This window comes from Methanohalophilus sp. DAL1, from assembly GCF_001683555.1.
Lineage (GTDB): Archaea > Halobacteriota > Methanosarcinia > Methanosarcinales > Methanosarcinaceae > Methanohalophilus > Methanohalophilus euhalobius.
Genome location: NZ_MAFX01000010.1, coordinates 1 through 15,168, shown reverse-complemented (window position 1 = coordinate 15,168; position 15,168 = coordinate 1). Strand labels below are relative to the sequence as shown.

General features: G+C 45.8%; 16 protein-coding genes. 5 read left to right on the top strand and 11 right to left on the bottom strand.

The genetic code is table 11. From position 1 onward, the window contains the following. Nucleotides 1-28 precede the first annotated feature (28 nt). On the bottom strand, nucleotides 29-1,429 hold the full coding sequence (locus tag A9957_RS02670; RefSeq protein WP_292343090.1) for a D-aminoacyl-tRNA deacylase: 1,401 nt from the start codon (nucleotides 1,427-1,429) through the stop codon (nucleotides 29-31). Nucleotides 1,430-1,482: 53 nt separating this feature from the next. Then, the gene (locus tag A9957_RS02665; RefSeq protein ID WP_105460486.1) at nucleotides 1,483-2,304 is read right to left on the bottom strand and encodes a class I SAM-dependent methyltransferase family protein; all 822 of its coding nucleotides are present in this window, start codon (nucleotides 2,302-2,304) and stop codon (nucleotides 1,483-1,485) included. Between the two features lie 81 nt (nucleotides 2,305-2,385). On the opposite strand from A9957_RS02665, the gene A9957_RS02660 reads away from it, so the two are divergent. After that, a complete protein-coding gene (locus tag A9957_RS02660) occupies nucleotides 2,386-2,676 on the top strand; it encodes a DUF427 domain-containing protein (RefSeq protein WP_096712558.1) in 291 nt (96 codons plus the stop codon). Nucleotides 2,677-2,724: 48 nt separating this feature from the next. Here A9957_RS02660 and A9957_RS02655 read toward each other — a convergent pair whose 3' ends face one another. Further along, nucleotides 2,725-4,083 carry an aldehyde dehydrogenase family protein gene (locus A9957_RS02655; protein WP_367121689.1) on the bottom strand — a complete coding sequence of 453 codons (1,359 nt, stop codon included), beginning with the start codon at nucleotides 4,081-4,083 and terminating at the stop codon, nucleotides 2,725-2,727. A gap of 52 nt (nucleotides 4,084-4,135) precedes the next feature. Then, entirely contained in the window at nucleotides 4,136-4,306 is a 171-nt protein-coding gene (locus A9957_RS02650) for a hypothetical protein (protein WP_164909057.1), read from the bottom strand. A gap of 117 nt (nucleotides 4,307-4,423) precedes the next feature. On the opposite strand from A9957_RS02650, the gene A9957_RS02645 reads away from it, so the two are divergent. After that, the gene (locus tag A9957_RS02645; protein ID WP_096712556.1) at nucleotides 4,424-5,350 is read left to right on the top strand and encodes a ribose 1,5-bisphosphate isomerase; all 927 of its coding nucleotides are present in this window, start codon (nucleotides 4,424-4,426) and stop codon (nucleotides 5,348-5,350) included. A gap of 1 nt (nucleotide 5,351) precedes the next feature. Here A9957_RS02645 and A9957_RS02640 read toward each other — a convergent pair whose 3' ends face one another. Both A9957_RS02640 and sppA read right to left on the bottom strand, forming a co-directional pair. Beyond that, the gene (locus A9957_RS02640) at nucleotides 5,352-6,089 is read right to left on the bottom strand and encodes a SagB/ThcOx family dehydrogenase (protein WP_096712555.1); all 738 of its coding nucleotides are present in this window, start codon (nucleotides 6,087-6,089) and stop codon (nucleotides 5,352-5,354) included. 11 nt (nucleotides 6,090-6,100) lie between these two features. After that, nucleotides 6,101-7,231 (bottom strand): signal peptide peptidase SppA, encoded by a 1,131-nt coding sequence (gene sppA, locus A9957_RS02635; protein WP_096712554.1) that lies wholly within the window; start codon nucleotides 7,229-7,231, stop codon nucleotides 6,101-6,103. A gap of 161 nt (nucleotides 7,232-7,392) precedes the next feature. Here sppA and metG point away from each other — a divergent pair, with 161 nt between their 5' ends. After that, on the top strand, nucleotides 7,393-9,435 hold the full coding sequence (gene metG / locus A9957_RS02630) for a methionine--tRNA ligase (protein ID WP_096712553.1): 2,043 nt from the start codon (nucleotides 7,393-7,395) through the stop codon (nucleotides 9,433-9,435). Between the two features lie 6 nt (nucleotides 9,436-9,441). Here metG and cyaB read toward each other — a convergent pair whose 3' ends face one another. Genes cyaB through A9957_RS02605 form a run of 5 tightly spaced genes read right to left on the bottom strand, consistent with a single transcriptional unit; the run spans nucleotide 9,442 to nucleotide 13,363 of the window. Continuing rightward, nucleotides 9,442-9,957 carry a class IV adenylate cyclase gene (gene cyaB, locus A9957_RS02625; RefSeq protein WP_292343087.1) on the bottom strand — a complete coding sequence of 172 codons (516 nt, stop codon included), beginning with the start codon at nucleotides 9,955-9,957 and terminating at the stop codon, nucleotides 9,442-9,444. Between the two features lie 4 nt (nucleotides 9,958-9,961). After that, nucleotides 9,962-10,351 carry a Zn-ribbon domain-containing OB-fold protein gene (locus tag A9957_RS02620; protein ID WP_105460481.1) on the bottom strand — a complete coding sequence of 130 codons (390 nt, stop codon included), beginning with the start codon at nucleotides 10,349-10,351 and terminating at the stop codon, nucleotides 9,962-9,964. Between the two features lie 6 nt (nucleotides 10,352-10,357). Beyond that, nucleotides 10,358-11,530: a thiolase domain-containing protein gene (locus A9957_RS02615; RefSeq protein ID WP_105460480.1), complete on the bottom strand. Its 1,173-nt coding sequence runs from the start codon at nucleotides 11,528-11,530 to the stop codon at nucleotides 10,358-10,360. A 10-nt stretch (nucleotides 11,531-11,540) separates the two neighbouring features. Continuing rightward, nucleotides 11,541-12,590 (bottom strand): hydroxymethylglutaryl-CoA synthase, encoded by a 1,050-nt coding sequence (locus A9957_RS02610; RefSeq protein ID WP_105460479.1) that lies wholly within the window; start codon nucleotides 12,588-12,590, stop codon nucleotides 11,541-11,543. 32 nt (nucleotides 12,591-12,622) lie between these two features. Then, a complete protein-coding gene (locus A9957_RS02605) occupies nucleotides 12,623-13,363 on the bottom strand; it encodes a helix-turn-helix domain-containing protein (RefSeq protein ID WP_096712548.1) in 741 nt (246 codons plus the stop codon). Nucleotides 13,364-13,490: 127 nt separating this feature from the next. Between A9957_RS02605 and cas4 the strand changes: the two genes are divergently transcribed. Both cas4 and A9957_RS02595 read left to right on the top strand, forming a co-directional pair. Next, entirely contained in the window at nucleotides 13,491-14,279 is a 789-nt protein-coding gene (gene cas4 / locus A9957_RS02600; protein WP_292343085.1) for a CRISPR-associated protein Cas4, read from the top strand. A 45-nt stretch (nucleotides 14,280-14,324) separates the two neighbouring features. Then, nucleotides 14,325-15,168, top strand: an 844-nt coding sequence (locus tag A9957_RS02595; protein ID WP_367121685.1) for a PUA domain-containing protein, incomplete at its 3' end; no start/stop codon positions are given.

The window sequence follows — 15,168 nt, the reverse complement described above, 5'->3', positions numbered from 1 at the left end:
CTCCACGAGCACAAAGATAATCATGAATTCAACGAATCATATTTTTCAGGACAAGATCTTTTGTAATTGTCTCATGAACCATATCCGGATGGATAATATTTCCATCAACCTCAACAGGAATTCCCCTGGCAAGTTTACCAAACAGAGGTCCTCCGGGAACGCCTATACTCTCCGCTTTTATCGGATTGAATTTTCGGTAGGTAAGATACAATAGATTGTCCTCTCTAATATACTCAATTTCATAATGTTCTTTTAGTATTTTAATGCATTCATCTATAATCTGAGTCTGCAAGTCTTCTGCATCTTTCTTTTCAAATAACAGGAAAGAACCCCTATACGTTCCGTTGTCCCTCTGCAGATATACAAGCGGAAATTTCTGCAGCATATCCAGGAAACTGTCCGGGTTACTCTTCCAGGTATAGTGGACAAGTCTTTCATCTATGACCAATTCAACTGGATCCGGGACTACATCAGGTGAAGAATTTTCCAGATCATTTCTGAGAATATCTGTAAATAACGGTGGTGTAGTGGGCTCTATGCCCCTGGATCTTATCAGGATATTCTTGAAAATAGCCCAGGGGATATTTCCAATCTGCTGAATATCACTCTCCCTCAAAACCAGCAGCCCATTTTGCCGGGCAAGGTCATGCAGATGCTCTTTGTCAGAAGAAGAAATGGCTTTCCTGTCCATATAAACAAAATCCGCACCCGACTTATCCACTGCCTGGCTAAAAAGAGATTCATCAACAAATTCCAGCTGGTAGGAAGGAATATTATGGCCAAAGGTCACATTATTGCTAAGAACAATCTCAGATTGCCTGGCTGCATAATGCCCACCCCCAAATCCCAGAGATATTGGCAATTTCCGGGAATTGAAGGTAAGTATGGCCCGGGCAAGTACTTCTGCGGCCCCTTTATCATCCCACTGCGCGGGACCACTGCCAATCTCTGCATAGATGGAAGGAACTTGCAGGTCTGTAGGCCCGTGATGTGTGGATTCCATAGACACATCATAATCCATACCTGCAGAATAGGACTGTATCTGCATCAGTAAAGGTTTCAGGGCAGAGGAATAAGCAATTGAAAGTTTTCCGGGATAGCCACCGAATTTTGCCTCCGAAGGATTGCCTGTAAAGTGGGCGGTAAGAAGTTTACGGCCATCATCACTTTTATGTTTGGAAGCAAAAATGAAACATGAAGGAAGAAATCCAAGTTGGCCCAGTTTGTCGTCCAGTCCATCCTGAAAGATATGGTGGATGGAAACTTCCACAAGCAGGAACTTTCCGGATTCATATATACTGGTTACATCCTCATAAAGAGGCTCAAAGGATTGTTTTTCCCATTCATCCATTTCCAGAAGGCGGGACATTATGTTCATACTCGCAGCATCCACACTGGAGCATACAATCGTTGGTTTTGAAGTTGACATTTGTGACATGATTACAGACCAATTTTAATTTATTTAGAAGCCATCTTTATACCTTACCCTTTTGCCTGACAGATCTTTTTCAGGTCAAACACCCATCTGCTGACACCACGTGCTACATTGCCGCATCTTCGCACACCAATTATTTCGTAACCTGCATCCTGAAAGGCTTGTTTTGATTTTTCGATATCTTCGGCTACCTTAAAAGTATAGAAATGCATCACACCTCCTTTTTTCAAAAGGGGAGAGAGTAAAGAAAAGAAATGATCCTGCCCATAAGGAGTAGGAACTATGAGCCTGTCAAACTTCATGTCAAGAATAACCGGAATATCCCGGGCATCTGCATTTATGGGATAGATATTTCCCTTAAAGTTATTCAACCGTATATTCTCGGCCAGCCAGTGACATGCATGCCGGTTCTTTTCGATACAAAAAACACGTATATCCCTTATAGCAGCAGGGATTGCAAACGGACCCACCCCACAAAAGGGAACCAGTACATCTTCCCCGGGAAGAACCAGGGATGTTACCCTGTGCCTTTCATAACCCAGCCGGGGATTGAAAAATACTTCCGAGAGATCCAAAAGATAGCGATATTTGAATTCGCCGTGTGTGGTTACAGTACTGCCACCCAGCAAACTTTCAAAATCTGAAACACGATGATCGCCTTTGACCCGACTTACTTTGTTAAGTACAGTCCGGATATTGCCCCTCATGGATACAATTTTTGTTGCAATCATTTCAGAATAATCCCGCAGCTCAGGAGGAATACTGACAATTGCAATGTCACCCACCACATCAAATCGATTAGGGATATATTCTATAAGGTCTGCAGGAACTTCCGTTTCCACGAAGTTTTTTAGGCTGTTTTGTCTCATCTTTTACCTTGCTGAATTATTACACAATGATTACTTATTTAAATTAATTAATCCAATATTGTCAGAAGGAGTGGATTTAATATGCCAGTTGCAAAATACAAAGGAGTCGTACTTGCAGATAGTAATGCTACCGAGAGAGTGGAAGGAAATCATTATTTCCCACCGGAATCGGTCAATATGGAATATTTCAGAGACAGCGATACAGTAACTGTCTGCCCCTGGAAAGGCAAGGCCAGTTATTATGATATTGTTCTCGAAGACAGCACACTGAAGGACGGTGCGTGGAATTACCCGCAACCAAAACCTGCAGCATCAAACATTAAAGGATACCTGGCCTTTGATACAAGAGGCGGAGTGGAAATTACCGACTGATTCAAGCATTTTACCTCCCTGATGATGAAATTTTAACCTTAGATTTGTTTAGAAGGATTTCAGGGATCGGATGTGCATGAATTCGTAAAAGCCAAAATCAGACAGCTCCCTGCCGACCCCGCTTTGCTTCATACCCCCAAAGGGCATGCATGCTTCCGGATTGAAGAAACCGTTTATCCCGACAACTCCTGCCTGAATCCTTTTTCCGATTTCCAGCAGGTGAGCTGAATCACCACCCCAGATACTTGCACCCAGCCCATAGGGAGTGGCGTTTGCAACCTTTATCGCTTCAGCTTCATCTTTCACGGAGATCAGAGGAGCAACAGGGCCGAACGTTTCCTGACGCATTACATCCATATTAGCAGTTATTCCGGAAAGCACAACCGGTGAATAGAAAAATCCCGCACCTTCAACCAGTCCACCGTCAAGTTCAACCTTTGCGCCTTTTTCAATGGAGTCTGCCACCTGAGAACCCAATCTGTGCATTTCTTCTGCCCGGACAAGTGGACCTATATCTGTATCCTCTTCCAGCGGATCACCTATCTTCATACTACGCGTTTGCTCAATGAAGTGTCTTTTAAATTCCTCCATCAAAGACTCTTCCACTACAAAACGCTTGGCAGCAATACAGGTTTGACCGGCATTGATAAATCTCGCAGCAACCGCTGCCTTTGCAGCCTTCTGTACGTCAGCTCCTTCAAGGACAACGAAAGGATCACTACCTCCGAGTTCAAGCACGTATTTCTTCAGGGATGAAGCCGCCTCCACAGCCACCCGGCGTCCGGCTTCAGTTCCACCCGTAAAGGACACAGCGGCAATTTTGTCGGAGGAGATCAGGGATGAAGCTGTCTTGCCATCAATCAGGAGAGTTTGGAATACACCATCCGGCAATCCGGCCTGCTGCATTATTTCTTCGATTTTCAGGGCACATGCCGGTACTCTGGATGAATGTTTGAGCAGGATGGTATTACCACCGGCCAGAATATGGGAAGCCGCACTGAGCACCTGCCAGAAAGGAAAATTCCAGGGTTTTATGCACAGAACCGGACCCATCGGTTCAAAGAATACACTGGAATAGGTTGCATCGGTATCTTCCACACGTGACTCCATCAGGGAAGGTGTCCTGTCAGCATAGTAATCAAATGTCCGGGCACATTTTTCAATCTCGCCCAATGACTGTTTGATGGGTTTTCCCATCTCCCGGGTGATCAGCTGTGCACATTCCTGCTTGCGCCGGCGCAGCACCTTCGCAACCTGCCGCAGATAATCACACCGCCCATAGACATCAAGGGATTTCCACTCCAGAAATGCCTGATATGAGTTTTCAAGGCTGTCCCGGACATCTTTTGACCTGTACATCGGGAAGGATTCTACCAGCTCCCCGGTTGATGGATTGATTGATTCCATGGATGGCATGCAGAAAAGTATGTATTTGCAATATAAGGAACTTTGCCAACCTTTAGTTCTTCTTGTTATTTATGTCACAATATCTTCTGCTGGCTTCCGAACCCAGACTGCGCCGGTAATCCGATCGAATCTGCTTTCTGGAAGTCCTGACCATCAATTCTTCCACTTCCTCTTCAGAAAGGCATTCTTCGGTATCATTGTTGTGAGTTGGTGCATCGGACATGATTGTTTCGATTTGATCCTGTGAAATATTATAGTTTTTGGAGGAACTTTGATAAAATATAATAACTGTATATGGTTACAATACCTATAAATCCTTCCACATCCCATCCAAATAACTATGCAGCAGTTACTCGACACGGCTGAAAAGATCCGTACAATGGAGATTCGCGGGGCAGGCAGGATTGCCGCTGCAGCTGCTAAGGCACTGCGGGATTATGTGGAAACACTGGAAACTTCGTCCTTTGAAGAATTTGTAGCGAAAGTAGAAAAAGCCAAATCCGTTCTTATTGAAACCCGACCCACAGCTGTCTCCCTGCCCAATGCGGTAATGCTGGCGGGCAGTTATAATGCAGAAACTGTGGAAGAAGCACGCAGCCAGATCCTGGATAACGCCACAGAATTTATCCGAAACGCCGACACAGCCCTTGATAGCATAGGGGAGATCGGTGCTAAACGCCTCCGTGACGGGGATACAGTCATGACCCATTGTAATTCCCACGCAGCCCTTGCAATCATAAAAACCGCACACAACCAGGGAAAAAGAATAAAAGTTTATGCAACCGAGTCCCGCCCTCGCAGACAGGGATTCATCACAATAAAAGAGCTCAGTGACGCCGGAATAGACACAACCCTCATCGTAGATTCCGCAGTGCGATATACAATGAAAAATGTGGACACTGTCATTGTGGGTGCAGATTCAATTACCGTAAATGGTGCTCTTGTTAATAAGATAGGTACATCACAGCTGGCCCTGGCAGCCCATGAAGCCCGTGTAAACTTCATATCCGCAGCCGAGACCTACAAATTCAGCCCCTCTACCCTTTTTGGCGACCTGGTGGAAATCGAGGAACGCGACCCTGAAGAAGTCATTTCCAAAGACAAACTTGGTGATATGCCAGATGTAAAAATAAGCAACCCTGCCTTTGATGTCACACCATCAGAATACATTGACCTGATCGTGACCGAAGCGGGAGCATTCCCCCCACAGATGGCTTATGTGATAATAAAAGAACACCTGGGCTGGAAACTGGATAAAATAGGATGAATCAATCCAGTTTTCCCACAGCCGCCAGGTACACCACGAAATGTTTGTCCCCGTCAAGACCAAGCAGGGAATTCAGTTCATCATCCTTAAAAGCTGCAACTGCACAAACACCACAATTTACCGTCTGCGATGCAAGATAGAGATTCTGGCAGACATGTCCCGCATCCAGATGCAAATAACGGTAACCCCTCTCACCATATCGCCAGGTCATCCTTTCAGAAATAGCAACCCATATGAAAACAGCCCCACAGTTACGCACGAAAGGCTGGTCCAGACAGGCACGGGCCACCTTTGCCATAATGTCCTCATCCTGTTGTTCCTCAACAATCGAATGTTCCAGGGCAAGATAGCGGTACAGACCCTGCTCCAACCCTTCCACATTACCAATCGAAAGATAGGTTTCAAAAGCATGTCTTGCGCCCGCTGAAGGAACGGTACGGAAAGTGGCCACATCATTTACTGCTTTTTTTATCCCCTGAGTGGCCCAAAGCAACCAGGCAAGATCCTGCAGGGAAATGGAAGAATCTGTGAAATTCCTTACACTGCGACGGGTTTCAATTGCCCTTTTGAGATTAACTGAATCCGTTTCCAAACCGCCAATTTCGGGAAAGGATATCAGGGACTTGTCTGCACCTGGTGCTATTTCGAGAGGCGGAGGGGAATGGCCCAGCATCTGAGGAGAGGGGTCCAATTCACCAAATTTGGTTGCATCCATGAAATTCCTGCCTACTCCTGTCATCCAATACACCTTCAATACGCAAGTTTGCCAAAGGGAGATTTTTCATAGTAACTCACAAAACTCTCGGCAATATTATCATTCTGTACTTTCGAGCCAAATAACAGGTTTGTGATAGAGGGTTTGTTCACATAGTAGATAGTGGGTTCTCCTTCAATTCCCCCCATATCAGCAGCCCTATCGATAGCATCATAGAAATTGCCGTACTCATCGATAAGCCCTATACGTTTGGCAGATACACCTGTGTAAATTCTCCCGTCTGCTATATCCTTTACTTCACTGACCGTCATATTGCGTCCCTGGGCCACATCCTGTACGAAAAGATTGTAATTTTCCATTATTACACGATCTGCATATTCTTTCTCTTCGTCAGTTAGACCGCGCCATGTTCCGCCCATATCCTTGAACTCACCTGATTTAGCAACATGGTAATCGATGCCTTCTTCCTCGTAATAAGCAGACATGTTACGGAAGGTCCAGATTACCCCTATGCTACCTGTCATAGTATTTCGATTTGCAACTATCAAATCGGTACTTGAAGATACATGATAGGCAGCACTGGCAGCCACATCTCCCATGGAAGTTACAACCGGCACACCTGCCTGCTGGGCTTTTCTTATCTCCGTATTGATTTCTTCAGAGGCTGAGCCGGAACCACCACCACTGTTGATCCGCAACACAATGGCTTTTACACTATTGTCATCAACTGCCTTACGTATACTTGCACAAATATTCTCGGATGTAGCATACCCCAGTCCTGAAGGGACACTACCGGTCAGCATTGTACCCTGGATATAGATTACAGCCACCCTATTATTGTCGGGATAAAAATCCCCTCCGGCTGAATAATATATTATTGCAAAACTCGAACCGATTATCAAAAACAGGACCGCAATAAGGGCGGCATACTTACCAAAGTTACTTTTTTTTTCAGGCGGTGTATGGGGAACATCCATCCGGCCTTTGCCAGGTTCATCAGGAGGGGACAAAAGAGGCGATCCGGATACGGGCTGTTCCTGCACAGGCTCTTCATACGGATCATCTTCTAATTCCGTATAAAATGATTTATCACTGCCTGCAAGAAACCGCTCATTGCCCGATAAACTTTCGCCCTCTTCATTATTGGTGGGATCGTTTTCGTTCATTGTATTCCTCGATATAAAAGCAAATATTCTCCTGAATATTCAAATACCTTCTGACACGCCTTACCTTCCTTAAGACAGGGAGCGAAATGTATTTTATAATTGTCACCTATCCATTGCAAACACATTGTTACCGATAATATTGATACAAACGGAGAAATAACATGTCACGCTTTTCACCCGATAAACCCATACTTGTGACCTGTGGATTACCCTATGCCAACGGAATGGCTCACATCGGTCACCTAAGGACCTACATCCCTGCAGACATATTTGTACGCTCATTAAAAAAAATGGGCCATGAGGTTACATTTGTTTGTGGTTCGGATACCCATGGCACCCCCATCGTCTTCAATGCTGAGGAACAGAATACTACTCCTCAGGCTCTGATCAAGAAATACCATACCCATTTTGATGAGACATTCAAGTCAATGGGTATCGAATTCGATGCCTTCGGTACAACCGATGACCCAACAAACCATAACCGCACTCATGATATAGTGAACCGTTTAATAGAAAACGATTACGTATATCCCAAAACTATAGAGGTTGCATATTGCGCCGGATGTAATCGATTCCTCCCCGACAGGTATGTGGAAGGAGAATGCCCGCACTGCGCAGAAAGTGCCCGGGGTGATGAATGCGATCAGGGATGCGGAAAACATCTGGAACCCGGAGAACTCAAAAATCCCGTCTGTACCATCTGTGGCGGGGTTGCCGAGTATAAGGAACAGGAACACTTCTTTTTCAAATTATCCCAGTTCAATGATTATTTGCTTGAATATCTTGACAAACTTGACGGTACATCCAATGCCCGCAACTATGCCCTGGGATGGGTAAAACAGGGACTTGATGACTGGTGCATTACCCGCAATCTCGAATGGGGTGTCAAGTTCCCGGGGCGTGATGACCTGGTCGTCTATGTATGGGTGGATGCACCTATAGGCTATATCGCCTTCACTGAAGAATGGGCAAACGCAACCGGTGACAGCTGGGAAAAATACTGGAAAGATGATGGTGAAATAGTACATTTTATCGGTGGTGACATAATCTACCATCACTGTATATTCCTGCCTGCCATGCTCAAAGGTGCTGACTATTCACCCGCCTCATCTGTGGTAGCATCAGGTATGGTAAAGATAGAGAACAAAACCTTCTCAAAAAGCCGTGGTTATGTTGTATGGGTCGGTGATGACTACATGGAACAGGGTTTCCATCCGGACCTGTTGCGTTATTATCTGGCAAGTTACACATCCCATACCAAAGAACTCAATTTCTCCTGGAAGGTATTCCAGGAAAAAACCAATACAGAACTTGTAGGAGTCTTCGGCAATTTCCTCTACCGCACATTGCTCTTTGCCTACAAGAACTTCAAGGCCGTTCCCGAAGGAAAACTGGATGATGAAGTCATGGAAACCATCCAGAATACCATTGATAAAGCAAGTGAGGCAATGGAAAAGTATGAGTTCAAGAAATATGCAGACAGCGTGATGACCCTTGCTTCCTATGGAAATATCTATTTCCAGTCCAGAGAACCCTGGAACCTGGTAAAAGAAGACAAAGAAGAATGTGGCCGCGTACTCAAAAACTGCATGCAGATCGGCAAAGCCCTTACTCTGCTTTATGAACCTCTGATACCTGAAAAGGCCGGAAATGCCTGGAAACAGCTCGGTATGCAGAGCAATGTACACACAGCACTCTACAGCCAGGGTACCGTGCCTGTTGAATCGGGTACACCCCTTAGCAAACCCTCCATCCTTTTCAAGAAAATAGAGGATGAAACCATCGAAAAGATGGAAGCCATTGCATCACAGCGGGTCAGAGAAGCCAATGAAAAACAAAACCGCAAGAAAGGAGAACAAATAATGACAGATAGCGAAGAAATCACCTTCGAAGATTTCGGTAAACTCGATATGCGTGTAGGAACCATTGTCGAAGCTGAAAAGGTCGAAAAGGCCGACAAATTACTCAGGCTCGAAGTTGATATCGGAGAAGAAACGCCACGCCAGATAGTTGCCGGAATTGCCCTGACCCATAGCCCCGAAGAAGTAAAGGGCAGACAGGTAATCGTACTGGCCAATCTCAAGCCTGCCAAACTCTGCGGTGTCAAATCTTTCGGCATGGTGCTTGCCGGAGTGGACGAAGACGGTGGTGCAATTCTGCTTGCACCGGAAAAAGAAGCAAAGAATGGAACCCAGATTGGATGATGGAGTTTATTCCATCACCAGTTCCAGATAGGATTTACGGATAGAATCTTCGGGTTTCAGGCCGAATTTTTCCATCATCGCAAAAATGTGTTTTTTACTTTCCTCCATATCAGCATCAGAGATTATCTCAAACTCGATGAACTGACCCAGGGAATCCACCTCGTCCAGACACAGGGTAATGTCGCCTATTTTGAAAACATCCCTCACCTTCTGGACCCTGGCAGTTTCTTTGAACCCAAGCCTTTCCAGAATCTGTATCATGGCTTCAGCTTCCACATGAGTCTGGATTTCCTCTCGGCTTTTGGTGATATCATCGAGTTTTTTGCCCTTGTAGGTCAGGACCTGCCTGCCATTAACAGAACGTATACGCAAAGCTTCGTCCGTTTCTGCAAAATCCCGGTGCGGAGCGTTGTAGTAAACATCAAAATGCTCCTCTGTCTCCAGGAATTTTGCACCAAGCCTATCAAGAATTTCATGGGCATGAGACAGGTCTATACGGGATTTTACTTCTACCTCAAGCATCTCATCACGCCGGTGTGAATTTGGTACCGTAATGGAGCATACCCTTATCCCCGCTTTCACCGAGTTTGCGGAACACAGACCTTACCTTCATACCGATGTTCACATCTTCTGGTTGTGCTATGATCTGGGATGTAAGACGTGGACCTTCTTCCAGTTTCACAATACCCAGCACATAGGGTGTCTGGTGTTCAAACCCTTCAGCTGCTGAATGTATTATCGTATATGTTACAAGTTCACCTTTGCCACTGAACTTGTATTCCTCCATCTCCCCGTTCCTTCTGCAAAACGGACAGGTAGTCCTCGGGGGATAATAGTATTCATCACAATTTCTACAATGGTTACCTACGAGATTATATCGCTGTACCTGCTGTCTCCAGAATCTTGCAACAGACATCTAGAATCACCTCTCCCTGCCTAATATATGTACAAGTGCAGTCGCACCGGACCCTCCTACATTATGGGCCAGTCCGATCTTTGCACCCTCTACCTGTCTTTTCCCTGCCTCTCCACGCAGCTGGTTGACAATTTCTGCAGCCTGTTTGATGCCTGTAGCACCCACCGGATGACCACATGCTTTCAAGCCGCCTGAAGTGTTTACAGGGATTTTGCCGCCAATCGCTGTATTGCCTTCTTCAACGAATTTGCCACCCTGTCCCTTCTCTACGAATCCAAGGTCTTCGATGGCACATATTTCTGCAATGGTGAAACAATCATGCACCTCTGCCACATCGATATCATCCGGCCCGATTCCTGCCATATCATAGGCTCGTTTTGCAGCATAGACACTCGCATCAAGAGTGGTAATGTCACGGCGATCATGCAGGGCAATAGTATCACTTGCCTGTCCTGACCCCTTAACGTATATCGGAGTATCGGTGTATTTGTGGGCTTCTTCGGCAGGAGCCAGCACAAGAGCGGCTGCCCCGTCAGTAATCGGAGAGCAATCAAAGATGTGCAAGGGGTCGGCAACCATTATGGAATTAAGCACTTTATCCACTGTGATATTATTCCTGTACTGGGCAATTGGATTATTGGTACCATTCTGATGATTTTTCACAGCAACCTGTGCAAGCTGTTCACTGGTTGTTCCATATTGCTGCATATGCATGCGGGCTATCATGGCATACAAACCGGGGAAGGTGGCACCCATCATGCTCTCCCACTCCCGGTCAGCTGCTGCCGCAAGGGCTGAAGAAGCGCCAACGGAGGAAACGTCTGTCATTTTTTCAACTCCTGCAGCTACCACTATATCATTGTAACCAGATGCAACGGACTGTATTCCCTGCCTGAAGGCCAGTCCCCCTGAAGCACAGGCGGCCTCCACACGGGTGGAAGGTACATGCAAACCGGCTGCCAGACCGGAATAATCAGCGATCAGGGCACCGATATGTTCCTGTTCAACAAACTGTCCGCCGCTCATATTACCGACAAACATACTGTCGATACTTTCTCCACCAACTCCGGCATCCTCAAGAGCTCCGACTCCAGCCTCAACAACTATATCACGGAAAGAGCGCTCCCACATCTCACCAAATTTGGTAGTATAACTTCCGATAATTGCAACGTCTCTCATTTTTATACCCTCATGCACGTTTTATCTTGCCTTTATGCTTTGCATACATTGCATAATCCATGTAGACAGGATTTGCAAGCAATTCCTCTACCAGGGGAGCTTTATCCCTGATCTTATCGATCTTATCCGTTACCCTGAAACTGAAGGCATCTGCACCTGCACCTGAACCAAAGGCTGTTGCAAAAATCCTGTCTCCAGGCTTTGCCTGGTCAAGAGTAGCTGCAATACCCATCAGGCATGAAGCGGAATAAGTATTACCCAATCTTGTGACCACAAGGCCGGGAGCAATTTTTTCCTTACTGAATCCCAGCATTTTTGCCACCCTGGAGGGGAACTTACCATTGGGTTGATGGAAAACTGCATAATCGTAATCCTCAGCTGAAGTGCCAAGTTTATTCATCAGACCTTTTGCGGCACCCAGGACGTGTTTGAAATAACCGGGTTCTCCGGTGAAACGTCCGCCGTGTTCGGGATAAGGCATACCTTCACGCCTCCAGAAATCAGGAGTGTCAGTCGTGAAAGAATAGGTATCTTCGATTATTGCCACCATTTCTTCTTCTTTGTTGCCTATAATATAAGCCGCACCGCCAGCAGCAGCGGTATATTCCAGTGCATCTCCGGGTGCACCCTGTGATACGTCCGAACCTATCGCAAGCCCCAGATCTGCCATACCGGATTGTACCAATCCCATGCATGCCTGCATACCGGCACTTCCTGCTTTACAGGCAAATTCAAGATCCGCTGCAGTCATCTCAGGGGTCGCTTCCACCGCTTCAGCTACTATTGTACTGGTGGGTTTGACCGCATAGGGATGACTTTCAGATCCTGTATATATTGCCTCGATTCTGGAAGGATCAAGGCTGCTGCGACAAATTGCAGCCCTTGCAGCCTCAACTGCAATTGTTACAGTATCCTCGTCCAGATCCGGGACAGATTTTTCATTCACCATGAGGCCTGCACTGAGTATATCTGCATTATCACCCCATACCTTTGCTATATCCTCCACTTTTATCCTGTATTTGGGGATATATGTACCGTATGAAACAATCCCTACGCTCATTGCTTAAATCACCTTTTGATCAAAAATAAATATCATTCCATTACCTGGTATTGACTGTAGTGTTTTAATGCCTCGATCAATTCATCAAGGTCCATAGTCGTTGCCAGCAAAGGGATCCTGTCAACTTCTGCCATTTTTTTGGCCATTGGATCCACCTCCCTGATACTAAGCCCATGCAGAACCACTGCTGCGGGTTTCAGGTTTGTGACCCTGATTGCTACCATGGGGGATTTCCCTGTAGACACTTTTGTGAATATCATGGCACGTTCTGTGCTCCATCCATAAAGTTTCTGGAATTCATGTGAAGACAGTTCAAGAATTGCCTTCTTGCTGTCTACCACCGTAAAACCATACAGGGGTTTTTCCACACCCCGGTTGGCCACATCCGCCTCGATAAGAGTGGCCAGTTTTGCAAGCTGCATTGGATATGTGTATTCGTAAGTTGCATAGACCGCTTTTGATACCTGATCACTGTACAGCATGCCTTCATAGGCATGTATCTTGTGGCCTCCGCTTTCTGAATCAATATTTATCAGAGCATCCACAATCTTGCTGACGATAAGGGTTCCCGGAGACTTTCGCCTTCCACTTTCATAGTCACTTATCACAGATGGCGAAACACCCAGATATGAAGATATATCTGTCTGGGCTATCTCGAAATTGAGTCTCCATTTTTTCAGAGCCTCACCGGGCTTATCCGAAAGAGTGATCTCACCAGCCATTTTTTCAGCCAGGCGATGACGTAAGTTTTCCTTTGATGCATCCTCGGTCATGTGCTACAATTACTTCAATACCAGCATGCATATATATTTAACGAATGCCGATTCGTCTATTGCCGATGCCCAGACATTCATTCAACTTAAATATTATGCAATTTGTTAACTTCTAAATATGTGTGCAATGTTCTGCGAAACAAATTCCAATGTTTCAGAAGTAGTCCTCTACACGAAATGCCCCCGAAAGATATACTTTGCCAGCAGGAATGAAACAATAGCAGATGACATTAAAAAACCTTACATCCGTCATTTGCTACTAAAAGAACTGGCTCTTTCCTGTGCAGAGGTTGCCAGATCAAAACAGGAAATACTTCCCCTGCTGCAAACACGGGTCGAAGAAATAGTACAGGAAATAAAAACCATCTATTCCGACGAATTGGAGGACATTGATGAAAACCAATTCAAAGATGCTGTGGAAGATGTATACGAAGCGTTACCTGCAATAGCAGCCAATTTAAAGAACCTATCCGATGAAGAAATGATTGAACTCATAACACCCGTTGAAATCGAACCCCTGATGCATTCGGACAAATTAAACTTAAGTGGTGCACCATCGGCAATCGTCTTTCATGATGAACAGAAGATGCCTCTGCTCATAAAGAGCGGTAATGCTCCAGAGCAGGGTGTTTGGAAAAATGACCGGATACCTCTGGCAGCTTACTCCATACTTGCAGAAGAAAGATACGACCAACCGGTAAATTCCGCAGTGCTTTTTTATGCCTCACAGGGTCAGGCAAGACCTGTGAAAATACGACCAGCCGAGCGCAGAGAGGTGCTTAATATCCTCAAACGGATTGAAAAGATAAAGAACGGAAAAATGCCACAGGCAAAGCGGGGAAAACTGTGCGGATACTGTCCATACGAACAAATGTGCCAATCACAGGGCAACTCCCTGGCTTCAAAGTTCTTCTGAGAACGACCACAATATTATTTAACCAGTACAGGATTTCCAGCATAGATGTCACAACCTGTATTCCATGGAGATTTGCTGCTGCAATGGTGCCACAGCTGCAATGTACCGGTTCTTGGTAATAAGTGTACCTGCGGGGCCGAATGTGTTAAAGTAAATGTTACACCCCCGGGGGATATAAGACCGGCTTTTTTGCACGATATTAAACACATAAACCGAATATCAAAACAACAATTCAACAACCCGCTTCTTGACACGGAAAGGGTAGTGCTACTCAACAAGGCACCCTACGAAGACCGCATGGATGAGATTATTGTTGATGGCGAAGTAATTGCAAGCATACGTTATGAGATCGGCAAACTTGAATGGGTACTTCTTCCCCGACTGGAAGCCGCTCGCAGAATTTTGGCAGGCAAAGAACCCCCTACAGGTTACGTGACCATCGAGGACGATGTGAAAAAATTCCTGCACAAAGGTGCAAACCTGCTTGCCCCGGGAGTGCTGGATGCGGACCCGGGAATACAGAAAGATGACGAGGTCATAATAATAACCCCTGCCGGAGAAGTTGTTGCTACAGGCCGTGCGCGAATGGATGGCCGGGAAATGATGGAAGCCAAAAAGGGCAGTGCAGTCAAACCCCGGTGGAAAGCGGATACGCCTTCAAAAGTCCATGACAGAAAACCTTCAGGCTGGGGCGATGTTATCCGGGCAAACCGATTCATTATGGATGGAGCAATTGCAGAAGCCCACACCTTTATCCAGAAAACCATTGAAACAAAGGATCTGCCTATCTCCGTATCTTATTCCGGAGGCAAGGACAGTCTTGCAGTGGTCCAGCTTGTGGATGAGTGCGTCAGAGATTATGAAATGATGTTTGCCGATACAGGGCTTG

What these genes read in the sequence shown, in the direction of transcription:
- A9957_RS02670 (WP_292343090.1), bottom strand. Translation starts at nt 1,429, where the DNA reads ATGTCAACTTCAAAACCAACGATTGTATGCTCCAGTGTGGATGCTGCG.
- A9957_RS02665 (WP_105460486.1), bottom strand. Translation starts at nt 2,304, where the DNA reads ATGAGACAAAACAGCCTAAAAAACTTCGTGGAAACGGAAGTTCCTGCA.
- A9957_RS02660 (WP_096712558.1), top strand. Translation starts at nt 2,386, where the DNA reads ATGCCAGTTGCAAAATACAAAGGAGTCGTACTTGCAGATAGTAATGCT.
- A9957_RS02655 (WP_367121689.1), bottom strand. Translation starts at nt 4,083, where the DNA reads ATGGAATCAATCAATCCATCAACCGGGGAGCTGGTAGAATCCTTCCCG.
- A9957_RS02650 (WP_164909057.1), bottom strand. Translation starts at nt 4,306, where the DNA reads ATGTCCGATGCACCAACTCACAACAATGATACCGAAGAATGCCTTTCT.
- A9957_RS02645 (WP_096712556.1), top strand. Translation starts at nt 4,424, where the DNA reads ATGCAGCAGTTACTCGACACGGCTGAAAAGATCCGTACAATGGAGATT.
- A9957_RS02640 (WP_096712555.1), bottom strand. Translation starts at nt 6,089, where the DNA reads ATGACAGGAGTAGGCAGGAATTTCATGGATGCAACCAAATTTGGTGAA.
- sppA (WP_096712554.1), bottom strand. Translation starts at nt 7,231, where the DNA reads ATGAACGAAAACGATCCCACCAATAATGAAGAGGGCGAAAGTTTATCG.
- metG (WP_096712553.1), top strand. Translation starts at nt 7,393, where the DNA reads ATGTCACGCTTTTCACCCGATAAACCCATACTTGTGACCTGTGGATTA.
- cyaB (WP_292343087.1), bottom strand. Translation starts at nt 9,957, where the DNA reads ATGCTTGAGGTAGAAGTAAAATCCCGTATAGACCTGTCTCATGCCCAT.
- A9957_RS02620 (WP_105460481.1), bottom strand. Translation starts at nt 10,351, where the DNA reads ATGTCTGTTGCAAGATTCTGGAGACAGCAGGTACAGCGATATAATCTC.
- A9957_RS02615 (WP_105460480.1), bottom strand. Translation starts at nt 11,530, where the DNA reads ATGAGAGACGTTGCAATTATCGGAAGTTATACTACCAAATTTGGTGAG.
- A9957_RS02610 (WP_105460479.1), bottom strand. Translation starts at nt 12,590, where the DNA reads ATGAGCGTAGGGATTGTTTCATACGGTACATATATCCCCAAATACAGG.
- A9957_RS02605 (WP_096712548.1), bottom strand. Translation starts at nt 13,363, where the DNA reads ATGACCGAGGATGCATCAAAGGAAAACTTACGTCATCGCCTGGCTGAA.
- cas4 (WP_292343085.1), top strand. Translation starts at nt 13,491, where the DNA reads ATGTTCTGCGAAACAAATTCCAATGTTTCAGAAGTAGTCCTCTACACG.